Below are 25120 nucleotides of genomic sequence, written 5' to 3'. Positions count from 1 at the left end.
TGTTACCCAGTCTGACTGGGAACCCATGCTATGGTTTGCAACTTACGCGCCCGAGAAACTCGGCTGCTCATAATAATCAAATTTAGGCTTCTTAACTGCTAAAACTACAGTTATTTCCTATTTTTCACAAGTATCTACAGTTAGATAAAAGGTCGCTTTTTAAACATTTTTCTATTGGAGTCTTGTTAATAATTGTAACATTTATGAGAAAGTTTTGGCTAGATGGCGACATTAAATTTCCTGGTTGTTCCAGTTCATGCAACGTCGCCCTCTATCTTAAGGCTGACCAAAAGTCAATTTAAGAAATTATCTAGTTAAAATAATTTTCCTCATATTTGTTAAAGTATCTCAATGAGAACTATAGTCATTCTCTTATAACAATTACTTAATTTTCTTGGTAATGGGGACTGGGGACTGGTGATTGGGGACTGGTGATTGGGTATTGGGTACTGAGTATTTGAAAAACTTTGTTCTAGTCCCTAGTCCCCAGTCCTTAGTCCCCAGTCCCTAGTCCCCAATCCCTACTCCCTCACAATCGCGCAGTACTCTTGGATGGTTTGTACGTCCAAAGTCGTATTTTGTAAGGAACGGATGGCGGCGACGGTAGCTTTCGCGCCGGCAATGGTAGTAATAATGGGAATTTTGTAGGCTAAGGCTGTGCGGCGGATTAACCTAGCATCAGTCTGAGCTTCTTCCCCGGAAGGTGTGTTGATAATAAGTTGGATTTTTTGATTTTTGATTGCATCTAAGACGTGGGGACGACCTTCATGGAGTTTTAACACTAATTCAATATTTAACCCCTGTTCCAGAAGAACTCGGCGTGTACCCAGGGTAGCCATCACTGTAAAGCCCAAATCGATAAATTCCTTCACCACACCACTTGCAGCAGCTTTATCGCGATCGCTCATTGATACAAATACAGTTCCCGTCAGTGGTAAACGCTCCCCAGCACCTAATTCCGCTTTGGCAAAGGCCCGGCCAAAGTCGCTATCAATCCCCATCACCTCACCAGTGGATCTCATTTCTGGGCCCAATATTGTATCAGTTCCGGGGAATTTATTAAAGGGTAATACAGCTTCTTTTACTGCAATATGTGTGGGGATGATTTCCTCTGTGAAATTTAGCTCCTCTAAAGTTTTGCCCGACATAATTAAGGATGCTAATTTTGCTAACTGTACGCCCGTTGCTTTAGATACAAAAGGCACTGTGCGTGAGGCACGGGGATTAGCTTCCAGAATGTAAACTTGGGGAGAATAGCTACTTGCGCCGATAACGGCAAATTGGATATTCATCAACCCCACGACTGACAGCGCTTGCGCTAGCTGCACTGTCCACGTGCGAATTTGATTGAGAACTGCTGGTGATAAGGAAATGGAAGGTAAGGAACAAGCGGAATCTCCTGAGTGAATCCCTGCTTGTTCGATGTGTTCCATGATGCCACCAATCACTACCCGTCCTGTGTGATCGGCGATCGCATCAACATCGACTTCAATCGCGTTTTCCAAAAACTTATCAATCAAAATTGGATGTTCTGGTTCCACTAGTACCGCAAAGGTCATGTAGCGTTCCAACTCAGCATCAGAATAAACGATTTCCATCGCCCGTCCCCCCAACACATAGCTGGGACGCACCACCACCGGATAGCCGATGCGTTTAGCAACAATCAGCGCATCTTCGTAACTCCGCGCAATACCATTAGGCGGTTGGGCAATATTCAACTGTTGGAGAATCTTTTCAAACCGTTCCCGGTTTTCCGCCATGTCGATGGAATCTGGCGATGTACCCCAAATTTTAGTCAGGAGTCCAGAAGTGTTATTTGTAAGAAACTCTTGTAATGGGATAGCCAACTTCAGCGGTGTTTGTCCGCCAAACTGGATAATTACCCCAACTGGATTTTCAGTTTCGATGATGTTAAGGACATCTTCTTTTGTTAACGGCTCAAAATAAAGGCGATCGCTAGTATCGTAATCTGTCGAAACTGTCTCTGGGTTAGAGTTGACCATAATCGTCTCATACCCGGCATCCTTCAAGGCATAAGCGGCGTGACAACAACAATAGTCAAACTCAATTCCCTGTCCAATGCGGTTGGGGCCACCACCCAAAATCAAAACTTTGGGCTTAGTTGCGGGCAAAACTTCTGTTTCTTGTTCGTAGGTAGAATAGTAGTAGGGCGTAAAGGCTTCAAACTCAGCCGCGCAGGTATCTACGGTTTTGTAAACTGGGATAATCCCTAGTGACTTGCGGTAAGCGCGAACTTCATCTTCGGTGGTTTTGGTGGCATAAGCAATTTGGCGATCGCTATATCCGTCCCGTTTCACTTCATAGAGTTGCTCTTTTGTCAATTGCTGTAAAGGTGTCCGCTTGAGGAATTTCTCGACATCTAGCAGTTGTTGTAATTTATCCAAGAACCATCGGTCAATACCAGTGAGTTCATAGATTTCCTCAATGGTCATCCCTTGCTGCAAAGCATGACGCACGGCAAAAATGCGATCAGGGTTAGGTGTCCGCAATTGGGCGCGGATTTGTTCACCACTGGGTAACTTTTCGGCTTTGTCACAACCCCAACCAGCGCGTCCTGTTTCGAGCGATCGCAGTGCCTTTTGGAAAGATTCGTTGAAAGTCCGCCCAATAGCCATTGCTTCCCCGACAGACTTCATTTGGGTTGTTAATACTGGGTCGGAACCGGGGAATTTTTCAAAGGCGAAGCGGGGAATTTTTGTCACCACATAGTCAATTGTCGGCTCAAAGGATGCAGGAGTTTTCTTGGTGATGTCATTTTTAATTTCATCCAAGGTGTAGCCCACAGCTAGCTTTGCTGCCATTTTGGCGATAGGGAAACCTGTAGCTTTGGAAGATAAAGCCGAACTGCGAGAAACGCGGGGGTTCATCTCAATTACAACCACATCCCCATTCAGCGGATTGACAGCAAACTGGATATTAGAACCGCCAGTTTCCACACCGATCTCGCGGATGATTTTAATTGCCATATCCCGCAGCCTTTGATATTCTTTATCAGTGAGGGTTTGCGCGGGAGCGACGGTAATTGAGTCCCCGGTGTGAATGCCCATAGGGTCAAGGTTTTCGATGGAACAGATAATCACCACGTTATCTGCCAAGTCACGCATCACTTCAAGTTCATATTCTTTCCAGCCGAGTAAAGACTGGTCAATGAGAATTTGCGAAACAGGGCTGGCATCTATGCCTACCTGTGCCATTTCTTCAAATTCTTCTTGGTTGTAGGCAATACCGCCGCCGCTTCCACCCATTGTGAAGGCTGGACGAATAATTAGGGGGTAACTACCAATTTGGCGGGCAACAGCTTTGGCTTCTTCTAAAGATTCAGCTGTGTCGCTAGGACACACAGCTATCCCGATCCTTGCCATTGCCTCACCAAAAAGTTTTCGATCTTCGGCTTTTTCAATGGCTGGTAGTTTAGCGCCGATTAACTCAACGCCGTATTTTTCCAACACCCCATTTTTGGCTAAAGCAACGGCGAGGTTGAGGGCGGTTTGCCCTCCCATCGTTGGTAGTAAAGCATCGGGGCGTTCTTTCTCGATGACTTTTTCAACCAATTCCGGTGTCAGCGGCTCAATGTAAGTGCGATCGGCCGTTTCCGGGTCGGTCATAATCGTTGCAGGGTTGGAGTTGACCAAAACCACTTCATAGCCTTCTTCTCGGAGCGCTTTGCAGGCTTGAGTGCCAGAGTAGTCAAACTCACAGGCTTGTCCAATCACAATTGGGCCAGAGCCTAACAGTAGAATCTTCCGGAGGTCATCACGGCGGGGCATAGTCGTTGCCTTGGAGTACGAGAATACAAATCCTGATTATTTTAAGGGTCTTTACCCCCTGTCGTGCTTTTTATTATTAAGTTTTCTAAGTTTGATGACAAAGAGGGGAGTAGAGGGAGCAGAGGAGCAGGGGAGCAGAGGAGCAGGGGGGCAGAGGAGCAGGGGGGCAGGGGGGCAGGGGGGCAGAGGAGAATAATTAATAACTAATGCCCAATGCCCAATGCCCAACAATTATTTTATATTTCTAATTTTATTTAATGGTGATGCTCAAATTTTTTAAGCTTTTGCAAATATTTATTATTTAAGCTGATGATAACTTTCAGCAAATGATGATTTATTTTGGCATATATCTATTTGCTTATTCAGCACAAATAGATTACTTAGATAAAAATCTATCTTAACTAGCTAATTGCTAAAGGTTTTCAATATTAAATATTATATAAATATGTTTACTTAGATTAAAAATGGCAGAGAAATAGGGATACCATTCTCTGCCACTTTTAATAATATTTTAAGAGTTGGTGCTGCCAACTTTTTCTTTCAGTCTAGGTAGAAAAATCTAGATTATGAGAGTTTTAGCTTTGAGCAGCTTGGACAAATCCTAAAGTTAAGCTGTCTTTGGCGAGGAAGTGGGACAAATGATATGCACGTTCCTCAGTTTTTAACAAAATCTTTTCGTACAGATAGCGTGTGCCCCGATCGCCTAAACTCTCTGCCTGAGCAGCTTGACGACGAATTACACCAATGATTGCTTGTTCGGCAGCGAGGTCATTTTCCACCATTTGGCGAGAAGAATATACGCCTTCAGATTCTTGTTCAAAACAGGTTAATTCTGCTAGTTTGCTGAAGGTAGCTACTGGCACACCACCCAATCCATCCAAACGTTCTCCAATTTCGTGAACGTGGTCTTGTACTTGGTTGTAGCTTTCGTTAAAAAACTCATGCAGAGAGTAAAATTCTGAGCCTTCAACTACGAAATGATGCTTTTGGTACTGCAAGTACAGTGCTTGAAAACTAGCTAATATAACGTTAAATCCTTCTGTAACTGGAGCAGTTACGCTGTGATCCAGCAACACGGGATTGTCATATACATGACCAAAATTCCGTAACAAAGTTTGCGTTTCAGACATTGTGTTCCTCTCTTTTCAACAGTTATAGATTTTAACTGCTTATTTTTAACATATTAACATTTTAATAATAAGAGCAAGCCAATTTGCCATCAACAGATTTTGTATTTTTACTTACAAAAAGTCTCAATTTTATTGTTTGCTGGATGATGGCACACCCATGAAGTTGCATAAATATCTCATTAATATTGACATCACAGTATAAATATGCATATTTTCCAACAGAAGTGGGGAGTGGTCAAAAGAGGCAGAGGAGCAGGAGGCAGGGAGCAAGGGGGAAAACACCAGACGAGCTTGTACTCCGCCCCAATAAGAGCGCCCTTTATGGCGGGGCTTCATACCCTGCTTTGCTCTGCTCCACGGCAGGGCTTGCTTTCCCTGCTCCCTGCTCTCTGCACCTCTGCCTCTTCCCCCTCTGAATATGGGATAGGTGTAAAAGTTTGATTTTTTTTCCAAAATTAATGAGAATTCTTTGCACTTAAGGTATGCTGGTTTTAAGAGGTTAGACTCCTAAGACTTTCAAAAAGCAGAAAGTTAAATCGCGGTAGTTACTGCAAGTTTGTTGCACTTTGAGGGCAATTTTCTTGAAATCGTTTAGTTCAGAAATAGAAAGCAACCACCTTGTAGAGGTGAATTGGGCAGACCGCTGGCAAGTCTATCAACGCCTAAAGGAGTTAGACATTCCCTGTAGTTGTACGGCTAACCAGCCATTAAAAGTTGAAATTGGCTCTCCTATGACAGCTGTTCAACTTTGGAGTGTGATCCGGCGATTAACAGCTTCCCGTCAAGACCAGATTTGGACTCTTGAGTGCTGCTGGAAAAACCGCTACCAATAGTTCTAATCTTTGGTTGCTGAGAATATCTCGCTTGATAGCTTGTATTAGTTAAAAGGAGGTTAAAAAATGGGTGCATCTCACAATATGGAAATATCACAATTTTGTCTTGAAGGCAGGTTTATAAATTTTGTTATTAAAGATGGCTATAAGCTGAAGGGTTTATTGCTGGGTACTCATGAGGGTGAATGTTACGTTAAACTCGCTAAACATTTACGGGCTGCTTTTGACTTGCGGCTACCAGCAGGTACTTGGCTACAAGTTGTTGGTTATAAAGAATACGATACAAAAAAAGACAAAGTTACACTGAAAGCGGAACGTGTGATGGCGGCGCGTTCTGACATGGCGGCTGTTCAAACCATTGCTGTACCACAAGAACCCCCATCGATTGATCATGTCAAGGTAAAACCAGCTAAGACTAAATCCACGATTTTGGTGTGTCAAAAGTCTGATTGCATGAAACGCGGTGGTAAACAAGTTTGTCAGGCGTTGGAGGCGGCTTTAAGCGATCGCGGTTTAGAAGACCAAGTTACAATCAAGGGCACTGGTTGCATGAAAAACTGCAAAGCTGGGCCTAACTTAGTAATGCCAGATAAAACGCGCCATAGCCGAATTCAAGCTGCACAAATCCCGGCGCTGATGAATAAGCATTTTGGTGATAAGAGTTTGTCAGCGCAGCCTGAGAATTTAAGGGAAGTGGCGATATATAATAGCAAGCTTTGTTGATGTCAGTAGGTAAGGATGAATAAACTTTACTATGCAACAAAATGTAACCTCGCTGAAATCTTGGTGATTGCTTTTCGGCGAAACGCTTACCGTAGCTTGCTTCTTTGCAGAAGTACGTTTTACTCGCAATGACATAGTTGTGGATTTTTCCACCCACCTACTTCGCGAAATCTTGACATTTTAATGAGAAAGCTTAATAATATCTTCTCAAGTGTGTTCCATTAATTAATACTCGGCATTAGACTTTTGCCCAGTATTTGCAAGAGTTTTAAATTAAGCGATCGCCTACGATTTGTCATGAGTAAGACAAAGTAGTAGTTGCGATCGCTTAATATTTGTAGGCAATTGGGTTAAGCGATCGCCTACGGTTTGTCATAAGCAAGACAAAGTAGTAGTAGCGTAGGCGTAGCCCGCCGCAGGCATCGCTTAATGTTTGTAGGCAATTGGATTTAGCCGCCAGTCTCCCGAAGGCAAGTTAGCTCGGATTTTGCGCTTACCCGTTTGTCCGCCAGAGATTGAAATCTCAGGCTCATAGCGCAAGTCTACTCAAGTTGACTGAAACCTTTTTCTAGTTTTGTTTAGAAGACTTTAGGTGTAAGAGAGGGAATTGATTACTGGGCGGTTGTTGGGACTTGTGGATTTTTAGCGGCTAGGTTGGAAATTACGACCTAAGTTAGAGAAGACTGCAATAACTGTCGCATAGATATAGCCTGTACATGGTTAGAGAAGATAGTTAAAAAGTCATTTAGGTCTTGGATAGCTTCACGAATAGATTCTGAGGAAGCACCCTTCGATAAAGCATAGTTATATAACCGCTCTGCTGGTTGAATATATTGAGCAGCTAAATAGTAAAGGGCTAAATTAAAGGTATTAGACCAGTCTTTAGCATCTTTTTCGTAATGCTGTTTAGCAAGCTTGATGGCAAGTGCTAGGTCAGTCCATGCTTTATCTGGTTGGTTAAGGGCTTGGTAGGCTAAAGCACGATTATATAAATACCAATTATCATCAGAATCTAAGTCAAGAGCGCAGTTGAAATCTGCAAGAGCCTCATTATATAGCTTAAGCATCAAGTAAGTTTGACCGCGACTTGCGATCGCCCAGTCAGATTTGGGATTAAGTTCAATCACGCGGTTAAAATCTTGTAGAGCTTCTGAGTAACGCTTCATTGATTGATAAGTTTCACCACGACTTGCGATCGCCCGGTGATATTTGGGGTTAAGTTCAATAGCGCGGTCAAAGTCTTGTAGGGCTTCTGGGTAACGCTTCATTAAGCGGTAAGTTTCACCGCGAAGTGCGATCGCCCAGTGATATTTGGGGTTAAGTTCAATGGCGTGGTCAAAATCTTGTAGGGCTTCTGGGTAATGCTCCATTAAGCGGTAAGTTTCACCGCGAAGTACGATCGCCCAGTCATATTTGGGGTCAAGTTCAATGGCGCGGTCAAAATCTTCTAGAGCTTCTGGGTAACGCTCCATTAAGCGGTAAGTTAAACCGCGATTTGCGATCGCCCAGTCAGATTTGGGGTTAAGTTCAATAGCGCGGTCAAAGTCTTGTAGAGCTTCTGGGTAACACTTCATTGAGCGGTAAGTTTGACCGCGACTTGCGATCGCCCAGTCAGATTTGGGGTTAAGTTCAATGGCACGGTCAAAGTCTTGTAGGGCTTCTGGGTAATGCTCCATTGAGCGGTAAGTAAAACCGCGCAGTACGATCGCCCAGTCAGATTTGGGGTCAAGTTCAATGGCACGGTCAAAGTCTTGTAGGGCTTCTGGGTAACGCTCCATTGAGCGGTAAGTAAAACCGCGAAGTACGATCGCCCAGTCAGATTTGGGGTCAAGTTTAATAGCACAGTCAAAATCTTGTAGTGCTTCTGGGTAACGCTCCATTAAGTGGTAAGTCTCACCGCGATTTGCGATCGCCCAGTCAGATTTGGGGTTAAGTTCAATGGCGCGGTCAAAATCTTGTAGTGCTTCTGGGTAACGCTCCATTAAGCGGTAAGTCTCACCACGATTTGCAATCGCCCAGTCAGATTTGGGGTCAAGTTCAATGGCGCAGTCAAAATCTTGTAGTGCTTCTGGGTAACGTTTTATTGAGCGGTAAGTTTGACCGCGACTTGTGATCGCCCAGTCATATTTGGGGTCAAGTTCAATGGCGCGGTCAAAGTCTTGTAGGGCTTCTGGGTAACGCTTCATTGAGCGGTAAGTAAAACCGCGATTTGCGATCGCCCAGTCAGATTTGGGGTTAAGTTCAATAGCGCGGTCAAAGTCTTGTAGAGCTTCTGGGTAACACTTCATTGAGCGGTAAGTTTGACCGCGACTTGCGATCGCCCAGTCATATTTGGGATCAAGTTCAATAGCGCGGTCAAAGTCTTGTAGGGCTTCTGGGTAAAGCTCCATTAAGCGGTAAGTCTCACCGCGCCAACCTAGAGCAATTGGTTGCCATTTAAGCTCAATCCCAGAATTCTGTAAGATTGCGGTAAACATTTTCAACGTAACTTGATAAACGTCCTCCTCATAAGCTTTTAACCCATTTACTAGTTGCTCACCCCAACGCTGAACTTCAGAGAAATCGACATCTTTACCAGCCTGAAGCATTATTTCTGCATATTGTTGTGCAAATTTGCGTTGATTTTTGAGTGCAGCGAGAAATTCATTGAGAGCTACAGATAAATTCCTTTGCGGTGACTGACATAAGTTGTGATACAACACGTTTAATGTGTGACTTTGCCAGCTAGGATCGCGCTGTTTTTCTTCTTCCTCTAATTGCAGATCGTTCCGCAGGCTGTCATAATATTTTGCCAACTTGCCATGTATGTCAGCCCAACCTTGCGGCGATGAAAGGCGCTTGTGGCGTAACATTTGGGTTTTGACGACATCATGATAAGCCCAGCCGTCGGTACGTTCATTGACAAAAGATGTTTCTTTTAGCCAAGTAAATAACTCGTCAGCTTCTTCTTCTGCTCTCAATTTAGCTATAACATCCCGATTCAAGCACCGAGGAATAGCACCATCAAGCGCCACTTGTCGCCGTTTGGGATCGTCAATCCATTTTAAAAAGCGTTCTACAGCACTGCTGCTAGGCTCAATTACCTGATTGGGGTCATTGGGATGAGTATCTGCTAGCATTCCTACTAGCAGGGGTAAGTTTCCAGAAAGGCGCAAAATCACTTCAATAATGCGATTATCCGTAATGCCTTTCCGAGTTAGATATTGTTGGGCTTCTTCTTCTGTAAAGGGTTCCAGAGGGAAACGAGCTATTAACCCCTCATAAGATGCCCAATGATTTTTATCTAATTCCTGCCGACCGGCAATAGTTATCAATATATTGAGAGATACATCACCGTAGCGATTATCCAAAATTTCCCGTAGCCAGTTATCTAAAAATTCTTCGGTGCGTTCATAAGTATCAAAAAACAAAACAACAGCAGTTTTCTCAGCAATTTTAAAAATATCTTGCAAAAATAACGGCGTCAGAACTTCTTCAGGCTCTTGAACTAATAGCACTTCGTCTTTATTTGTTATTTTCTTTGCAACATAAGAAGCCCATTCTCCGGCTTGGGTAGCAAAAGCATCCTCATCTACAAAGTCAAATACAGCACCGCCAACGGGAACTCGACGCGCTAGACGCACACCAGTTTTTGCCATAGTTTTCCCAACAAAAGCCGAAAAGCCTTGAGGAGCTTCTGGATCGGTTTCTAATTCTTGGCGCTTCTGACGGTAAACTTTGTAGCGTTCTGTAAACTGCGTTAGTTTATGACCTTGCCGTTCTAAATCCTCAGCTAGACGGCCCATGACTTCTGGTATAGTTTTTTCAGCTTCATCGATGTAAGCCGAAATGATTTTTGCTTCGTCAGCAATTTTACGAAACTGTCGCAGCAGGGTACTTTTACCAACTCCGCCTTGACCCCAAACGTTATACACAAAACGACGGCGATCGTCTTCTGGGGGTAATGCTAGATTTTGGCGAAATTGGTTTACTTGGTCTTCACGACCCACAAAACCTGATTGCTGACGTTGCTTAAGAATATCTTGTAGACTCTTGGGTTTGTTTTGTGGGTTCATTACAAGATTCAATTTAGAGATGCTAATGCTTACAGAATAACTACTAAATATACAAGGTGTATTTCGGAATTTACTAAACTTTTCTGGGTAATTTTTATGCGTTGACCTTCTGAGGCTCAATGTTGACCTTCTGAGGCTCGACGTTGACCTTCTGAGGCTCGACGTTGACCTTCTGAGGCTCAATGTTGACCTTCTGAGGCTCAACGTTGACCTTCTGAAGCTCGACGTTGACCTTTTGAGGCTCGACTTTGACCTTCTGAGGCTCGACTTTGACCTTCTGAGGCTCGACTTTGACCTTCTGAGGCTCAATGTTGACCTTCTGAAGCTCGACGTTGACCTTTTGAGGCTCAAAAATGCCCTGGCGACTTGATGAAGTCCAATACAGACCTAACCCCCAGCCCCTTCCCTACAAGGGAAGGGGAGTAAGATTTAAAGCTTCTCCCCTTGTAGGCTAAGGTGTACATACATATTGGTAATGAAACCCAAACCCTGGATTTACCCCCCTTAATCCCCCCTTGCAAAGGGGGGAAATATCCGGTTCTCCCCCTTTGCCAAGGGGGAGTTAGAGGGGGTCAAAAGGACTTGTGTGTACACCGTAGTCCCTTGTAGGTGAGAGGTTTGGAGAAAGGTCAAAGTGTATTTTAGATAAACGAGATGCGCTATAAAAATCGTAACTATACAAACAAAATCTCTCTCGGCGGGTTTAAAAAATCTTTGGATACAAAACGCGAAAAGGGCATAACATTGTTATGCCCGTACAAATAATGTGTATTTTACTAAATTGACAACTGCTATACTTGCCTATTGCAAGCTTTTAGCTAACTGGAACTTCGGATTGCTTTTTCTTAGAACGGCGGTTAAACCTGCGTCCCATCTCATCAATTACTGCATCTAAACCTGTGACATCACCGCTAGCTTTGGCATAGCTATAAACTGCTAATGCTGCTGCATAGGCTTCGCTAGCAGAGGCTATACAGGTATCATCCACTAATTCTTGCAGTTGCGTTAGAGACAAAAGCACTGGATACAAGGCTTCAAACAGTGCCAAATCTCGGCGCATCTCTTCTAAATCAAAAGAACGGGGCAAAAAATTAGGGTTCTGTGTCGCCACTTCTAGGGCTTTGCTGACAAAAGCCCGACTTTTATCTCCCATCTTCAACATTGTTCGCCGTTCTTCGGTGGTCAGATCAACCAAAAACGGTAACTTTTCTCTAATTGTAGCGATCGCTTGCATGACTGCTTCTTTATCTGCTGGGGCTAGGCTGGCACTGATGCGATTTTCTGCCATTTTTAATACTCCTTTAGGTACTTAATTTCAGTATTCCCAAACTTCTAGAGGCGATCGCATTTGTTGAGAGATAATTAACAATGAAACTGAATGCAGAAATCAATGCATAAACAAATCATTGAATATACATCTCCACTAGATGCGCTGATTGACCTTACCAAACAGTTAAATACCTATGAAATAAACTACCAAATGAATTCAGAAGAATTTTTTGCCAAATATAACCAAGGCGAAACTTCTGATGATGAAGTATTTGTCGAATGGGCAGCAAACTACCAACATTATCTAGCTCTACACCAATATATAAAAAGCAAATTTAGAGATGTCGCATAAAGTTATCCAAGCATATTTAGATGAAATTGAACAACTTTTAATCAACTGCCCTAGGATATACGTTTAAGAATACAGTGCAGTCAAATAATGATCGTGTTGACTTGCCCAATCTTCGGGTGCATCAACTGTTCCAGTTAAATCTTCTAATACATCCCATGCATCAGCCACTTTAATTTGAGATAAGTTAATATCCTCAGAAACGATGGTAATCACATAGCGTTTGTTCGGTTCTAAATCAGGTGGAATATCTGGGCGCAAAACAGAACCATCAAATGTAACCGTTAAAATTTTGCTCATTGTTCTATTTCTCTTAACCGCCAATCACCGCGATCGCATCAATTTCTACCAACACATCTTTAGGTAAGCGCGATACCTGCACACAAGCCCGCGCTGGGGCTGTATCTTCCGGGAAATATTTAGCATAAATGGCATTTACTGCCGCGAAATCATTCATATCAGCTAAAAATACAGTTGTCTTCACAACATCTTGGAAAGTCGCACCGGCTGCGGTGAGGATGGCTTCAAGATTAGCTAATACCTGCTCAGTTTGCTTTTTGACATCATCAGTGTAGACGACATCACCAAGGCGGGGATCGATGGCAATTTGTCCAGCGATGAATAGAAATTGACCTGAAGCTGCGATCGCTTGATTATAAGGGCCCACTGGAGCGGGTGCGTTATCAGTATTAATTACTTTACGGGTCATAGATATTACTTTCTCTAACGATGTTTCCTGTTTACCGATTTCCCCTTTAGGAGCGATCGGTTTGTATAGTTCTCCATCTGGCATTATCGCATTAGTCAGGTCAGCATCTTTAAAGCTCATGCCGTAAGTTATTGCACCAATTAAATCTGCTCTTTTCAAGTTTGCTCCATCTAGATTTGCCTTGGTTAAATTTGCTCGTCGCAAGTTGGCTCTTTCTAAATTTGCTCCTTGGAGAAATGCTTTTGTAAGGTTTGTACTTTGAAAGGATGCTGCTGTAAAATCTACGCCAGCCAAATTTATACCTGATAGATCAACTTGGTTTAGATTTGCTCTATGAAGTTTAGCTCCTTGAAGGTTGGCACTTTTCAATATTGCCTCAGTTAAGTTTGCCAGAGTTAAGTCAGATCCAGTTAAGTACGCCTCACCCAAAATTGCCTTAGTTAGATTAGCTTTACTGAGATTAGCTTGAGCTAAAGAAGCCGCAGTCAGATTTGCACTACTAAGGTTTGCTCCACTTAAATTTACTGTATCTAAGTTTGCATTTATTAATTGTGCATTACTTAGGTCTATAGCTGTTAAGTTTGCTTGTTCTAAGTTTGCATGATTTAAATTTGCGCTATTTAGAGTTGACCGACTTAAGTCAGCACCATTGAGGTCTGTCCAAGCAAAAATTGCTGAAGAACCACTCACTGAATTTAACTTTGTATCTGTTAGAGACGCGTTAGTAAAATTTGTACTATTAAGCTTCGCTTTGCTTAAGTTTGCCCCACTTAAATCAACTCCAGTCAAATTTGCACTAGTTAGGTCTATCTCACTGAGTTCTGCACCTTTGAGATTTTCTTGACTCAAATTTACTGAATGAAATTTCCGTTCGCCTGCGGCGTATTTCTCTAAAAGCTCCTCAGCGTCCATAATGCACCTTTAAATACCACTGACACAGTATAATCACAAAAATTTTGTGTCACAGATATTCCTCTCTTTTCTTCCTTTGCGTTCTTCGCGGTTCGTCCCTCTTACCCCAACCTCGGACGTATCCCATAATGCCGATATCGCCAATAATCGCGCAGAATGCGATCGTGGTCAAAACATAAATTACCAGGGACACGCCAAGACTCAAAAATGCCTACACCCTTAGCATCATCACCAGCCTTTGGTTCCCCCGTCGCTGTCGCTAAAAATACAATACTAATGGTATGCTGACGCGGATCGCGATTGGGGTCAGAATACACCAGTAATTGTTCAACTAATTCCACCTGTAAACCCGTTTCTTCTTCAGCTTCTCGCCGCGCCGCCACTTCTACCGCTTCACCATAATCTACAAAACCACCAGGAATAGCCCAACCTAAGGGTAGATTATGTCTTTCAATTAACACTATTGGCCGATGAGGTCGATCTACTAGTTCAATGATGATATCAACTGTCGGTGCAGGATTTCGGTAAGTCATAGTTATTTAGTCATTGGTCATTGGTCATTGGTCATTAGTCATTGGTCATTGGTCATTGGTCATTGGTCATTCACAAATGACAAAGGACAAAGGACAAATAACAAATGACTTTACCTCCAAATACTGTTCCGTGATAAATTCGATGCGATCGCATAGCGTTTCCATCAGACAATTCCTCCTTCACATAATTCAGGTTAAATATGCCTTTTCCTAGATCCAGTGGCATTTTGCTGCATCCTACTTCCTTTCCTAGCCGATTTGGCGTTGGGGATTTAGGCTTAGAAGCCTATCGCTTCATTGATTTCCTTAAAGAGAGCTATCAACAATATTGGCAAGTTTTACCTTTAGGCCCCACTGGATACGGCAATTCCCCGTATATGTGCTACTCGGCAATGGCAGGAAATCCTCTGCTAATTAGCCCAGAAAAACTCTTAGAAGAGGGTTTGCTATCTGAAGAAGACTTTGCTAATTTACCAGGATTTCCAGGAGAAAAGGTAGACTTCGACCAGGTTGTGCCAATTAAGATTGGGCTACTCAAAAAAGCCTGTGAAAATTTTAGAGTGAATGCTACGCCTATCCAACAAAAAGAGTTTGCAGGTTTTTGCGACAGCAAAGCTTACTGGCTAGATAATTACGCTTTATTTATGGCGCTGAAAGATGCTCACAATGGTGCAAGCTGGCATACATGGGAGGCAGAGTTCGTCAAGCGTGAACCAGAAGCATTAGCTCAGGTAGAGCGTCGCCTCAACGGAGATATTTTCTATTACAAGTTCGTCCAATTTGAGTTTTTCCGACAATGGTCAGACCTGAAAAGCTACGCCAATATGCGCGGCATTGACATTATCGGCGATATTCCCATCTACGTAGCTCATGATAGTGCCGACGTGTGGGCGCATCCCGACATCTTTTGCTTAGATGAAGAGACTGGAGAAGCTGCCCAAATGGCAGGAGTCCCACCAGATTACTTTAGCGCCACCGGTCAATTGTGGGGAAACCCAGTTTATAACTGGGAGGAATTGCAAAAACAAGACTTTAAGTGGTGGGTACAACGCTTTGAGGCAATGCTGGATTATGTAGATATAATTCGCATTGACCACTTCCGGGGCTTTGAGGCTTATTGGTCAGTACCCAAAGGCGAAGAAACTGCCATGAATGGCGAATGGGTGGAAGCACCTGGAGATGCTTTTTTTGAAGCGATCAAACAGAAGTTGGGCAAGCTACCCGTCTTAGCAGAAGATTTGGGAGTAATTACACCAGAGGTAGAAGCGCTGCGGGACAAGTATGAATTTCCTGGGATGAAGGTTTTGCAGTTTGCCTTTGGTTCTGATCCCGGTAATCCATTTTTACCATTCAATTACCCGCGAAATGCTGTAGTTTATACCGGCACTCACGATAATGACACAACTGTAGGCTGGTTCAATTCAGCTAATGACAACGAAAAGCATAACCTATGGCTTTATTTAGGTTGTATCAGTTCTGAAGGCATTCAATGGGATTTGATTCGCCTAGCTTTGAGTTCCATAGCTAACCAAGCAATTATTCCTTTGCAAGATGTCTTGGGATTAGGAAACGAAGCGCGAATGAATTTTCCTAGTGTTGCAGAGGGTAATTGGGAGTGGCGCTATCAAGCAGGAGCGTTGACAGACGAATTGCGCGATCGCTTGAAAGTTCTTACAAGACTCAATGGACGCGCCCCGCAAGACCAGTGAAGTGTGGGTGAGTGGGGCATGGGGCATGGGACGAAGGAACAAGGAGAATCACCATGCCCAATGCCCCATGCCCCATGCCCTATATTTCAAAACTTAGGCTTGGCAGCAATCCTAACTTCTTCCTCTTTCCCTGGCTCTCCCATTTCCTTAGCTTTCTCTTGATTGACGCTCATCAAAACACCACCCGCATTATCTGTTTTCACTGTCAGTTGCTCTTGGGCTTTCCAAATTCGGTGAGTTCCCTCTGGGAGAATACCCTCAAACTCGATTTTGCCATCGGCTACAACGCGAATCCAGGATGATGCTTTCAAGGTGACACCAATCTGTAAAGTCTGTCCCTGTTGGATGCTGTTAAGGGTATCGCTGACAGGTTGAACTTTTAATGACTCTTTTTGTTTGGTTGGTTCTGGTTTATCAATAGACTTTTGTTTTAGGTATGGTTCGTTTTGGCTATTACTTGCTTGTAGTACTGCGTTATTTAATAACTGAGATAAGCCATTTACAGAGCATACAATTAGCAATATGTAAAGAAAGTAAAGATGAATCGGACGTAGTTGATCAAGATGTGAAATATTCCTCATACCTTGGGGGTTAAGTTGTGCAGAACTGATCGGAAAAGTGCCAGAAAATTCGACTCCATTCAGTCCTAGTGCATCGGCAAACTGCCTAATCAAACCCTGAATATAGACTGGTTCTGGCAGATCATTTAAATTACCTTCTTCGATCGCCTGCAATAATCGCCGGGGAACCCTGGTTAATACAACCACTTGCTCTAGAGATAAACCCTGTTCTTGCCGCAATGCCCAAAGTTGAGCACCCATTTCTGCCAACTTTTCGGCTCGTTGTTGCTCTAATGAAAGTGATGGCTGGTGATTATTCTTCTTTCTTAGCCATTTCATGCCTACTGACACTCCTTAACTCCACTGAATCAATAATTAGGTTGCGTTATTTGCTCTTGCAAAAAGTGAATCTCATCATCTGTGAGGGAACGATATTTACCCTCTGACAAAAAGGGTGCTTTTAGAGTTTGTAATTGAATTGTGCCGATCGCAGTCCGATGTAGTTGGATTACTGGATATCCTAACTGTTTAGCTATACGGCGAATTTGACGATTTCTTCCCTCCTGCAACACTATTTCTAACAAGCTTTGCTCGGTACGACGTTCTACAAGGTGTACCTTCGCAGTCCTGGTTTTTTTTCCCTCCAACATCACACCCTGACGCCACATTTGTAGAACTGCTTCTGAAGGATGTCCTTTGACCAAAACATGATATGTCTTGGAAATACTGTGGCGGGGATGGGTTAGTCCAAATGTCAGATTTCCGTCATTGGTCAGGATTAATGCTCCTGTAGAGTCTGCATCTAGACGCCCCACTGGGTGAATACCTGAACCCTCTCGTAATTCTTTCGGTAGTAGATCCAGGACTGTTGGTCTGCCATGAGGGTCGTAGCAAGTCGAAACTACGCCTACTGGTTTGTGCAGCAATAGATATATTAAAGCCGGACGCTGCTTTTCGGATACGGGTTTACCATCAATTGCGATCGCATCTTTTTGGGGATCAACCTTTTGACCTAAATGGGCCAATACCCCATTGATCCGCACCCGTGACTGCCTAATCATTTCTTCGGCTTCACGACGTGAGGCGATACCCCATTGAGCAAGAATTTTTTGTAACCGTACCTCCATGTGGAAATTGCTTATTTACTGTTAACAATTAAATGATATTTGCATTTTGTAGCGAGTAGGCATAAATGTTACATTTAAGGCTTGTTTAATTTCTATTCGGTTGTTGAGCAAATACTCATACATAGATTGGTTAGTAGATGTCAGAGCAAAATTCACAAACAACAAATGCAAATAAAATCCGCATAATTACGCAGGTACTTACAAAAGCACTAAAGCTTTGGTTGAGAACACAAGTGAGCCAAATATCGGAATTAGAAGTGGAGATAAAAGCGAGCGATCGCCAACTTTTCTCTGGACGCATTCCGTTGGTATCTATTTTTGCTAGTCATGCAGTTTATCAGGGTCTCCTCATTACAAAAATTCAATTAATAGCAGAAAATATTCGGATAAATATCGGCTCAGTACTCAGGGGAAAACCCTTGCAACTGTTAGAAACAGTACAAGTAGCTGGTGATTTAATCGTAGACGAGAAGGATCTCAATGCTTCTCTCTCATCTGATTTATTATCAACTGCTTTGAGTGATTTATTGGTTAAGGTTGTACCAACACATTACCCACAGTCACAACCAATTAATTGGCAAGAAATTCTGATTGGGAACAACCAAATTATACTGCGAGGTTTGAGAGTAACCAATAGTGAAACAACGCCTCTAGAGATTTGTCTGGGGTTACAGTTACTCAGTGGACATGAGTTGCAAGTAGCACAGATCCAAATCAACCACGAGCAAGGAAATATATTGGAAGACAATCATGAGTACAATCTGGATCTTGGCTCAGATGTCGATATTGAAGAACTAACGCTGATCCCAGGAAAGCTGGTGTGTCGTGGGCGGATTAACGTTAACCCTTGATGATGACGGATTAGAAATATTAGTACCTTATTTTAAATAATATGGCGTCTCTCGAAAAAAGAGGGACTGGGGACTAGGGACTAGGAACTGGGAAAAAGTTTTCCAAATCCTTAATACCTAATACCCAGTACCCAATCCCAAACTTCCTCGTTCCCAGTCTCCGACTGGGAATGCATTCATTGAGTCTCTGACTCAACGTCTGACTAGAGGCAGCAGCCCCTAATAACCCATTCCCAGTCGGAGACTGGGAACGAGATAATGGCGTCTCTCAGAACAAGAGTAGGGGATGGGGAGCAGGGGGAAAATTCCTCTCCTCTGCACCCTTCCCCCTGCCCCTCTGCCTCTTATGCCCCATGCCCAATTCCCAACTAACTATTTACTAAGTAGTGGCAAAAGTAATGTCACAAAATAATAAACCAAAGGAGCAGTGAAAATATAACTGTCGGTACGGTCTAAAATACCACCGTGACCGGGGATTAACTGTCCAGAATCTTTGACTCCAGCATCTCGCTTGAGTAGAGATTCAGTTAGATCCCCTAAAAGACTAGCAATGCCAATCAGCAAACCCAATGCTAGACCAGTAAACGGGGATCTGGGCAAGTGGAGATAATAGGCTCCTGCTATAGCTACGGCAACACTTGAAGTAATGCCAAAGACAGCGCCTTCTACAGTTTTTTTCGGGCTAATATCAGACAGACGGGTTTTCCCAAAGAATTTACCAATGGTGTAGGCACCAATATCAGCTGCCCAAATACACAAAAAAGTCAGCAGTGTTGCTGTAAAACCTTGTGATAAAGAAGCGGAATTTGCCTTTTCCCAGAAATCTGTCCAGGTTGCGGGCCAGTATCCTCCGAAAGGGAGATTGCTAAAAGCAGCAGTATCAATTGCTCGTAACCGCACCCAGTAACTCGGCAAATAACCTACGTAAAATAGCCCCATAATAGAAGCGGAAACATCAGCGATCGTGGCAAACTTTGGCTGAAACAGCAGGTAAAAACAAATAAGTGTGCCAGCTATTGGCATTACAGGGTCAGCTAAACTGCCATCCAGGGTACAAATCACCAGCAATATTTGGCTGACAGCCATAGTGGTTTTTGCCGCAGGAGCAATGCCTCTGGCTCGCACCAAATTAAAATATTCCTGTTGACCCAAAAAGATGATGACCGCAAAGATGATGGTAAAGTACCAACCCCCCAAAAGGGTTGCGGAAAGAGCAAGAGCGATCGCAACAATTCCACTAATAATCCGAGACCAAGGCATAAAAGTATTTGGGATTGGGTACTGGGTACTGGGGATTGGGTATTGGGGATTGGGTATTGGGTATTTGGAAAACTTTTCCCAGTCCCTAGTCCCCAGTCCCTAATCCCTAGTCCAGTTTCTCACCACTGAGGATAAAAATGGGATCAACGGCGGTAAAGGTTTGAGAAAAGCCACGTGTCTCTAGGCGGTTAACCGCAGACTGGACGACTTCGATATTTCTAGCCCTCAACAGAGAAAAGCTCTGAGAAATAGCATACAGACTTTCTAGATTAGCAGCTGTGGCTACAACCCGACCGGATGGCGGCAAATAATGCCAAGCTGCTTGCAGTATTTCCTGAATGGGTCGACCTCCCTCGATACAAACACGGTGAGGGGTAATTTTGAGATCATGTAAACACTCTGGGGCACTGCCTTCAATAACTTCGACATTTTTCACATCAAAGCGATCGCAGTTACGCTTAATTAGATTAGCTACTTCTTCATCTCTTTCTATAGCGATAATCTTTCCACCTGGACACAATAGCCCCACTTCTACCGGAATTGTACCCGTCCCTGCGCCAATATCCCACAACACAGAATCTGATTTTAGTCGCAGTTGGGAAATTAATAGCAGTCGGACTTCTCGCTGACTCAGGGGAATTCCTGGCAAATGTTCAAACAATTCATCAGGAATACCAGGGGTAATATAGGGCCAAAGTTGGGAGGGCATAGAATTACGCAATTATACTAAAGATATCGATTTGCTAAATTGAAAAGCAATAAGCTATAAAAACTTTTCAACCGTAGCATTAGAAGAAAACATAATGATTGGCGAAATATTAAGCGATCGCTATGAAGTTCAGCAGCTATTAGGAAAAAAAGCAGGGCGGCGGACGCTATTAGCCCGTGATTTGCAAACTCAGGAATTAGTTGTAATCAAGTTACTCTCTTTTGGTAGTGACTTTGAATGGGATTCACTGAAGCTGTTTGAGCGAGAAGCCGAAACTTTAAAAAACCTAGCACATCCCTCAATTCCTGGCTATTTAAACTATTTTGAGGTAAATTTACCAACCATTAAAGGATTTGCTCTAGTACAAACTTATATCCCTGCACAAACCTTAGAGCAATGCTTACAAGCTGGGCGGACTTTTACAGAAGCTGAACTCAAAGATATAGCCAAAGCACTTTTAGAGATTCTCGTTTACCTACATAAGCTCTATCCGCCTGTGATTCACCGTGATATTAAGCCTAGCAATATTTTATTGGGGGAGCGCTCTGGTAATAGTATCGGTCAAGTTTATTTGGTAGATTTTGGCTCAGTGCAGACAGTCCTGGCTACCGAAACCGGGACAAGAACTGTGGTAGGAACTTATGGCTATATGCCACCAGAGCAATTTGGCGGACGCACTGTTGCAGCATCAGACCTTTATAGTTTAGGCGCAACCTTAATTTATTTAGTTACGGGCACTCACCCAGCCGATTTACCCCAAAAGGATTTTCGGATTCAGTTTGAACAACTGGCTAATTTGAGTCCCAGCCTGACTAGTTGGTTAAAGTGGATGATTGAACCAAGTTTAGAACGGCGTTTGAGTTCTGCGGGTGCTGCACTGGCAGCTTTGGAGAAACCACAACCGACAAACTTGCCTACTTTAGTTGTTGGCAAACCAGATGGGAGTAAGATTCAACTAACCAAAAATGCAGACTCTCTAGAAATTATCGTTCCACCTGCTGGTTTTGATCCATCAATAGTATTCACAGGTTTATTTGCGATCGTCTGGAATTCATTTATCCTTTTTTGGACAATTGGCGCACTCTCAGCGCCTTTTCCTGTCAACATCCCCTTTGCCTTGTTCTCACTTCCTTTTTGGGGTGCTGGCTTTATGATGGTGTATAAACTTTTCTTTAATTTGTTTGGACGCATCTGCTTACGCTTGAATCCCGAACAAATTGCCTTAACCTGGGAGTTGTTTGCTTGGAAATTTTATCGTCCTCGCGCATCGCCAAGACAAAGTATTACTAAGTTGGTTTATATTCCAAAACATTTCACTAAAGACTCAGAAGGCACTAGAATTGCCGTTCCAGCACAATTGGATATTTGGGTAGGAGTAAAAAAATATCAACTTGGTAGTATTGGTGGTGCGATTAAATCTGAAGCGGAACTGGAATGGCTAGCTCAGGAATTAAGCGATTGGTTAGGTTTGCCAATTACCAATCCAATTAGAAGTTAGTTGCACTCATCGGATTTGAGCCATCAATGTCTATATTTAATTACAGAAGCCTTAGAGGAAATTTATATGTTTGGATTGGGATGGCCAGAAATAGCTGTAATTAGCATAGTCGCTATTCTAATTTTCGGCCCAAAAAAAATTCCCGAACTGGGAACTGCACTGGGCAAAAGCCTACGAGGTTTTAAGGAGGAGATGAAAACTCCCAGCGAGGAAACCAATCAGGAAGAAGAAAAACAGTAATTAAAGGAGTCAGAAGACAGGAGTCAGCGCACTGCTTCCTCCTGATTCCTGACTACAGCAAGGTATTCACAACAGAAGAAGGTGTGATTCCATTTTGGGAATCGATGACAGTTGTGCCAGGATTTTGTTGGTGTGTCTCTTCTTTCGCTAAACCACGCAGCTTAATTAACTTAATAGCCCTAGTCACGCTTTCTGGTAAAATTACCACCAGACTGTTATCAGGAGCCATGTCTAAGCCTTTATTTATCGCTTGGGTTTCATCCAGAATTGATTCATAGCGGCTATCAGGCTTAACTTCGGTGATGCCTTGAATAATCAATTGGGCGGCTGATCCCCGTGCCCGTCCCCGTGTGTCATCGTCTTCTTTGATGATGATGTAATCAAAAATTTGTGCTGCTAATTTACCCAAAGTAACAAAGTCTTCGTCACGGCGATCGCCTGGGCCACCAATTACGCCAATCCGTTGCCCTGTAGTCCAGTTCCGCACAAAGGAACCGACAGCTTCATAACTGGCTGCGTTGTGGGCATAGTCCACTAAAGCATGGTAGTTTCCTAAATTAAATAGATTCATCCGTCCTGGTGTTTGACTAACTGAAGCCCGGAAGGTCTTCAAACCAGCCCGAATCTGTTCAATTGTGACGTTTTGCACGAATGCTGCCAAACTTGCAGCTAAAGCGTTGGCAATCATAAACGGCGCACGTCCGCCCATTGTTAAAGGTATATTTTCGGCTCTTTCTATGCGGTGTGTCCAATCACCTTTAACAATTGACAAATAGCCATTTTCATATACTGCGGCTACTCCACCCTTTTGGATGTGCTTCCGCACTAGTTCCGAGTCGGGGTTCATGGTGAAGTAAGCAATATTAGCCTTAGTTTTTTCTGACATGGCGGCGACGCGGCGATCGTCGGCATTTAGTACCGCATAGCCATCCGGGAATACGGCTTCTGCTACTACACTTTTGAGGTTAGCTAACTGCTCAATGGTATCTATATCGCCAATTCCTAAGTGGTCGGAGGCTACATTTAAAACCACGCCCACATTTGCTGCTTCAAAGCCCAATCCAGAGCGGAGAATGCCACCGCGAGCCGTTTCCAGTACCGCTACTTCCACTGTGGGATCTTGAAGGATGACGTGGGCACTTTGAGGGCCTGTGTTATCACCAGCTTCTACTAAGTAATCACCGATATATGTTCCATCAGTAGTAGTATATCCAACTACTTTTCCAGTCTGTTTATAAATATGTGCTAGTAGTCGGGTAGTAGTGGTTTTGCCATTAGTACCTGTGATACTGAGAATCGGAATTTGGCTAGATTGCTCGTTAGGGAACAGCATATCCATCACTGCGCCAGCAACGTTACGGGGAATACCCACGCTTGGAGCAACGTGCATCCGAAAACCTGGAGCGGCGTTAACTTCAACAATCACGCCATCGACTTCCCGCAACGGACGGCTAATATCCGTAGTGACGATATCGAGTCCGGCGATATCTAAGCCGATAATCTTGACTACCCGTTGTGCCAACCACAGATTTTCTGGGTGAATTTCATCGGTACGATCTACGGCGCTACCACCTGTACTCAAGTTTGCTGTTGCCCTGAGATAACAAATAGTGCCCTTGGGTGGCACGCTATTTAGGGTGTAGCCTTGCCTTTCTAGCAACTGGTAGCTAGTGCGGTCTAGTTCAATCTTAGTGAGGACGTTATCATGTCCTTCACCCCGATTTGGATCGAGGTTTGTTTCCTCAATTAGTTCGGAGATGGTTGATCTGCCATTGCCAATAACGTGAGCTGGGACGCGCTCGGCTACTGCTACTACTTTGCCATTTACCACTAATACTCTGTGGTCACGCCCAACATAATATCTTTCGACAATAATTGATCGGGAAACCTGTCTAGCAGCTTCGTATCCGGCTTCAGCTTCTTCCCAAGTTCTGATATCAATGGTGATCCCACGTCCGTGATTACCATCTAGGGGCTTGATAACGATGGGATAGCCGCCAACGTATTCAATGGCTTGTTCCAAATCGTCTAAGAAGTTGATCACCGTACCTCTGGGAACTGGCGCACCAGCGGCAGCGAGTATGCGTTTAGTGGCTTCTTTATCGCAAGCTAGTTCTACGCCCAGAATGCTGGTGTTGTCGGTCATTGTGGCCTGCATTCGCTTCTGATTCACGCCATAGCCTAGCTGAATCAAAAAGCGGGCTTCCAGAGACATCCAGGGAATACCTCTTTTTTCTGCTTCTTTGACGATCGCTTCCGTAGAAGGGCCTAAGGAAGCATCACGGGTGAAGTCTTTCAGGTCTTGGATATCTTGCTCTAGTTCTGCCTTGGGATAACGGCCTCGATCAACGATACTCTGGCACAGGCGGACTGCGGCTCGTCCAGCGTAACGTCCCGCTTCCTCATTCAGATACTCGATCACTACTTGGTAAATTCCGGGTGTGGCAGTTTCGCGGGTGCGGCCAAAGCCGACATGCATACCAGCTAATTCCTGGAGTTCTAGGGCTACGTGTTCCACTATGTGACCGATCATAGTGCCTTCTTTCACTCGCATCAGAAAACCACCACGACAGCCAGGCGAACAATAATGGCCTTCCAGACTCGGCAGCGCCTCAACTAATCCTTCATAAAAGCCAGGGATTTCATTCGAGGGCGTCTCGCCAAGGGTTTCTAAATCGAGGCGCATGACGATCAGTTTGTGGCGTCGAATGCTCCAATAGTTTGGGCCGCGTAAGGTCTGGATCTTGAGGATTCTCATGGGAATAGGTAGATGGAGATTCGGAACCAAAATTCTAGTTTCTTACTGGAATTGACCGCTAAACTGTTCATCACAAACAGTTTTTTCTCTTTACATGGTATTCTTAT

19 protein-coding genes are annotated in these 25120 nt (G+C 43.7%); 7 read left to right on the top strand and 12 right to left on the bottom strand.

Annotated elements, in window-relative coordinates; genetic code table 11:
* Nucleotides 1-521: 521 nt before the first annotated feature.
* Nucleotides 522-3788 carry a carbamoyl-phosphate synthase large subunit gene (gene carB / locus ACWATR_RS16570; RefSeq protein ID WP_460334479.1) on the bottom strand — a complete coding sequence of 1089 codons (3267 nt, stop codon included), beginning with the start codon at nucleotides 3786-3788 and terminating at the stop codon, nucleotides 522-524.
* Nucleotides 3789-4363: 575 nt separating this feature from the next.
* Entirely contained in the window at nucleotides 4364-4918 is a 555-nt protein-coding gene (gene dpsA, locus ACWATR_RS16565; RefSeq protein WP_292866553.1) for a DNA starvation/stress protection protein DpsA, read from the bottom strand.
* Between the two features lie 581 nt (nucleotides 4919-5499).
* Here dpsA and ACWATR_RS16560 point away from each other — a divergent pair.
* The gene (locus tag ACWATR_RS16560; RefSeq protein WP_069073415.1) at nucleotides 5500-5751 is read left to right on the top strand and encodes an Asr1405/Asl0597 family protein; all 252 of its coding nucleotides are present in this window, start codon (nucleotides 5500-5502) and stop codon (nucleotides 5749-5751) included.
* A gap of 66 nt (nucleotides 5752-5817) precedes the next feature.
* The gene (locus ACWATR_RS16555; protein ID WP_460334473.1) at nucleotides 5818-6474 is read left to right on the top strand and encodes a (2Fe-2S) ferredoxin domain-containing protein; all 657 of its coding nucleotides are present in this window, start codon (nucleotides 5818-5820) and stop codon (nucleotides 6472-6474) included.
* Nucleotides 6475-7142: 668 nt separating this feature from the next.
* On the opposite strand, the gene ACWATR_RS16550 is transcribed toward ACWATR_RS16555, so the two are convergent.
* Complete coding sequence (locus tag ACWATR_RS16550; RefSeq protein ID WP_460334471.1) at nucleotides 7143-10529, bottom strand: tetratricopeptide repeat protein; 3387 nt, start codon at nucleotides 10527-10529, stop codon at nucleotides 7143-7145.
* Nucleotides 10530-11343: 814 nt separating this feature from the next.
* Complete coding sequence (locus ACWATR_RS16545; RefSeq protein WP_196511651.1) at nucleotides 11344-11817, bottom strand: hypothetical protein; 474 nt, start codon at nucleotides 11815-11817, stop codon at nucleotides 11344-11346.
* A gap of 90 nt (nucleotides 11818-11907) precedes the next feature.
* Here ACWATR_RS16545 and tumA point away from each other — a divergent pair, with 90 nt between their 5' ends.
* A complete protein-coding gene (gene tumA, locus ACWATR_RS16540) occupies nucleotides 11908-12150 on the top strand; it encodes an antitoxin TumA (RefSeq protein ID WP_460334468.1) in 243 nt (80 codons plus the stop codon).
* A gap of 63 nt (nucleotides 12151-12213) precedes the next feature.
* Here the strand turns inward: tumA and ACWATR_RS16535 are convergent, their stop codons facing one another.
* The 3 genes from ACWATR_RS16535 to ACWATR_RS16525 form a co-directional block, all read right to left on the bottom strand.
* A complete protein-coding gene (locus ACWATR_RS16535; protein ID WP_460334466.1) occupies nucleotides 12214-12447 on the bottom strand; it encodes a hypothetical protein in 234 nt (77 codons plus the stop codon).
* A gap of 13 nt (nucleotides 12448-12460) precedes the next feature.
* Entirely contained in the window at nucleotides 12461-13768 is a 1308-nt protein-coding gene (locus ACWATR_RS16530; protein WP_460334463.1) for a Rid family detoxifying hydrolase, read from the bottom strand.
* 101 nt (nucleotides 13769-13869) lie between these two features.
* Nucleotides 13870-14301: an NUDIX domain-containing protein gene (locus ACWATR_RS16525; protein WP_460334461.1), complete on the bottom strand. Its 432-nt coding sequence runs from the start codon at nucleotides 14299-14301 to the stop codon at nucleotides 13870-13872.
* A 200-nt stretch (nucleotides 14302-14501) separates the two neighbouring features.
* Between ACWATR_RS16525 and malQ the strand changes: the two genes are divergently transcribed.
* On the top strand, nucleotides 14502-16010 hold the full coding sequence (malQ, locus tag ACWATR_RS16520) for a 4-alpha-glucanotransferase (RefSeq protein WP_460334458.1): 1509 nt from the start codon (nucleotides 14502-14504) through the stop codon (nucleotides 16008-16010).
* Nucleotides 16011-16096: 86 nt separating this feature from the next.
* Here malQ and ACWATR_RS16515 read toward each other — a convergent pair whose 3' ends face one another.
* Nucleotides 16097-16909: a helix-turn-helix domain-containing protein gene (locus ACWATR_RS16515; protein ID WP_460334455.1), complete on the bottom strand. Its 813-nt coding sequence runs from the start codon at nucleotides 16907-16909 to the stop codon at nucleotides 16097-16099.
* A gap of 29 nt (nucleotides 16910-16938) precedes the next feature.
* Complete coding sequence (locus ACWATR_RS16510) at nucleotides 16939-17697, bottom strand: pseudouridine synthase (protein WP_460334452.1); 759 nt, start codon at nucleotides 17695-17697, stop codon at nucleotides 16939-16941.
* Nucleotides 17698-17834: 137 nt separating this feature from the next.
* Between ACWATR_RS16510 and ACWATR_RS16505 the strand changes: the two genes are divergently transcribed.
* Nucleotides 17835-18548, top strand: a complete 714-nt coding sequence (locus tag ACWATR_RS16505) for an LmeA family phospholipid-binding protein (protein ID WP_460334449.1) — start codon at nucleotides 17835-17837, stop codon at nucleotides 18546-18548.
* A gap of 372 nt (nucleotides 18549-18920) precedes the next feature.
* Here ACWATR_RS16505 and ACWATR_RS16500 read toward each other — a convergent pair whose 3' ends face one another.
* Complete coding sequence (locus ACWATR_RS16500) at nucleotides 18921-19808, bottom strand: phosphatidate cytidylyltransferase (RefSeq protein ID WP_460334446.1); 888 nt, start codon at nucleotides 19806-19808, stop codon at nucleotides 18921-18923.
* Nucleotides 19809-19914: 106 nt separating this feature from the next.
* The gene (gene cbiT / locus ACWATR_RS16495; RefSeq protein ID WP_460334443.1) at nucleotides 19915-20517 is read right to left on the bottom strand and encodes a precorrin-6Y C5,15-methyltransferase subunit CbiT; all 603 of its coding nucleotides are present in this window, start codon (nucleotides 20515-20517) and stop codon (nucleotides 19915-19917) included.
* Between the two features lie 94 nt (nucleotides 20518-20611).
* On the opposite strand from cbiT, the gene ACWATR_RS16490 reads away from it, so the two are divergent.
* Both ACWATR_RS16490 and ACWATR_RS16485 read left to right on the top strand, forming a co-directional pair.
* Nucleotides 20612-22015, top strand: coding sequence for a serine/threonine protein kinase (locus ACWATR_RS16490; RefSeq protein WP_460334439.1), 1404 nt, complete (start codon nucleotides 20612-20614; stop codon nucleotides 22013-22015).
* Nucleotides 22016-22081: 66 nt separating this feature from the next.
* Entirely contained in the window at nucleotides 22082-22255 is a 174-nt protein-coding gene (locus ACWATR_RS16485; RefSeq protein ID WP_181932761.1) for a Sec-independent protein translocase subunit TatA/TatB, read from the top strand.
* A gap of 52 nt (nucleotides 22256-22307) precedes the next feature.
* Here ACWATR_RS16485 and cphA read toward each other — a convergent pair whose 3' ends face one another.
* Nucleotides 22308-25013 (bottom strand): cyanophycin synthetase, encoded by a 2706-nt coding sequence (gene cphA / locus ACWATR_RS16480; RefSeq protein WP_460340454.1) that lies wholly within the window; start codon nucleotides 25011-25013, stop codon nucleotides 22308-22310.
* Nucleotides 25014-25120: the final 107 nt, after the last annotated feature.

It is taken from the genome of Nostoc sp. UIC 10890, assembly GCF_054786515.1.
This window is presented reverse-complemented; position numbering and strand designations above follow the sequence as displayed.

What these genes read in the sequence shown, in the direction of transcription:
- ACWATR_RS16535 (WP_460334466.1), bottom strand. Translation starts at nt 12,447, where the DNA reads ATGAGCAAAATTTTAACGGTTACATTTGATGGTTCTGTTTTGCGCCCA.
- dpsA (WP_292866553.1), bottom strand. Translation starts at nt 4,918, where the DNA reads ATGTCTGAAACGCAAACTTTGTTACGGAATTTTGGTCATGTATATGAC.
- cbiT (WP_460334443.1), bottom strand. Translation starts at nt 20,517, where the DNA reads ATGCCCTCCCAACTTTGGCCCTATATTACCCCTGGTATTCCTGATGAA.
- ACWATR_RS16525 (WP_460334461.1), bottom strand. Translation starts at nt 14,301, where the DNA reads ATGACTTACCGAAATCCTGCACCGACAGTTGATATCATCATTGAACTA.
- ACWATR_RS16485 (WP_181932761.1), top strand. Translation starts at nt 22,082, where the DNA reads ATGTTTGGATTGGGATGGCCAGAAATAGCTGTAATTAGCATAGTCGCT.
- ACWATR_RS16555 (WP_460334473.1), top strand. Translation starts at nt 5,818, where the DNA reads ATGGGTGCATCTCACAATATGGAAATATCACAATTTTGTCTTGAAGGC.
- ACWATR_RS16545 (WP_196511651.1), bottom strand. Translation starts at nt 11,817, where the DNA reads ATGGCAGAAAATCGCATCAGTGCCAGCCTAGCCCCAGCAGATAAAGAA.
- ACWATR_RS16490 (WP_460334439.1), top strand. Translation starts at nt 20,612, where the DNA reads ATGATTGGCGAAATATTAAGCGATCGCTATGAAGTTCAGCAGCTATTA.
- malQ (WP_460334458.1), top strand. Translation starts at nt 14,502, where the DNA reads ATGCCTTTTCCTAGATCCAGTGGCATTTTGCTGCATCCTACTTCCTTT.
- ACWATR_RS16515 (WP_460334455.1), bottom strand. Translation starts at nt 16,909, where the DNA reads ATGAAATGGCTAAGAAAGAAGAATAATCACCAGCCATCACTTTCATTA.
- ACWATR_RS16550 (WP_460334471.1), bottom strand. Translation starts at nt 10,529, where the DNA reads ATGAACCCACAAAACAAACCCAAGAGTCTACAAGATATTCTTAAGCAA.
- ACWATR_RS16505 (WP_460334449.1), top strand. Translation starts at nt 17,835, where the DNA reads ATGTCAGAGCAAAATTCACAAACAACAAATGCAAATAAAATCCGCATA.
- carB (WP_460334479.1), bottom strand. Translation starts at nt 3,788, where the DNA reads ATGCCCCGCCGTGATGACCTCCGGAAGATTCTACTGTTAGGCTCTGGC.
- ACWATR_RS16500 (WP_460334446.1), bottom strand. Translation starts at nt 19,808, where the DNA reads ATGCCTTGGTCTCGGATTATTAGTGGAATTGTTGCGATCGCTCTTGCT.
- tumA (WP_460334468.1), top strand. Translation starts at nt 11,908, where the DNA reads ATGCAGAAATCAATGCATAAACAAATCATTGAATATACATCTCCACTA.
- cphA (WP_460340454.1), bottom strand. Translation starts at nt 25,013, where the DNA reads ATGAGAATCCTCAAGATCCAGACCTTACGCGGCCCAAACTATTGGAGC.
- ACWATR_RS16510 (WP_460334452.1), bottom strand. Translation starts at nt 17,697, where the DNA reads ATGGAGGTACGGTTACAAAAAATTCTTGCTCAATGGGGTATCGCCTCA.
- ACWATR_RS16530 (WP_460334463.1), bottom strand. Translation starts at nt 13,768, where the DNA reads ATGGACGCTGAGGAGCTTTTAGAGAAATACGCCGCAGGCGAACGGAAA.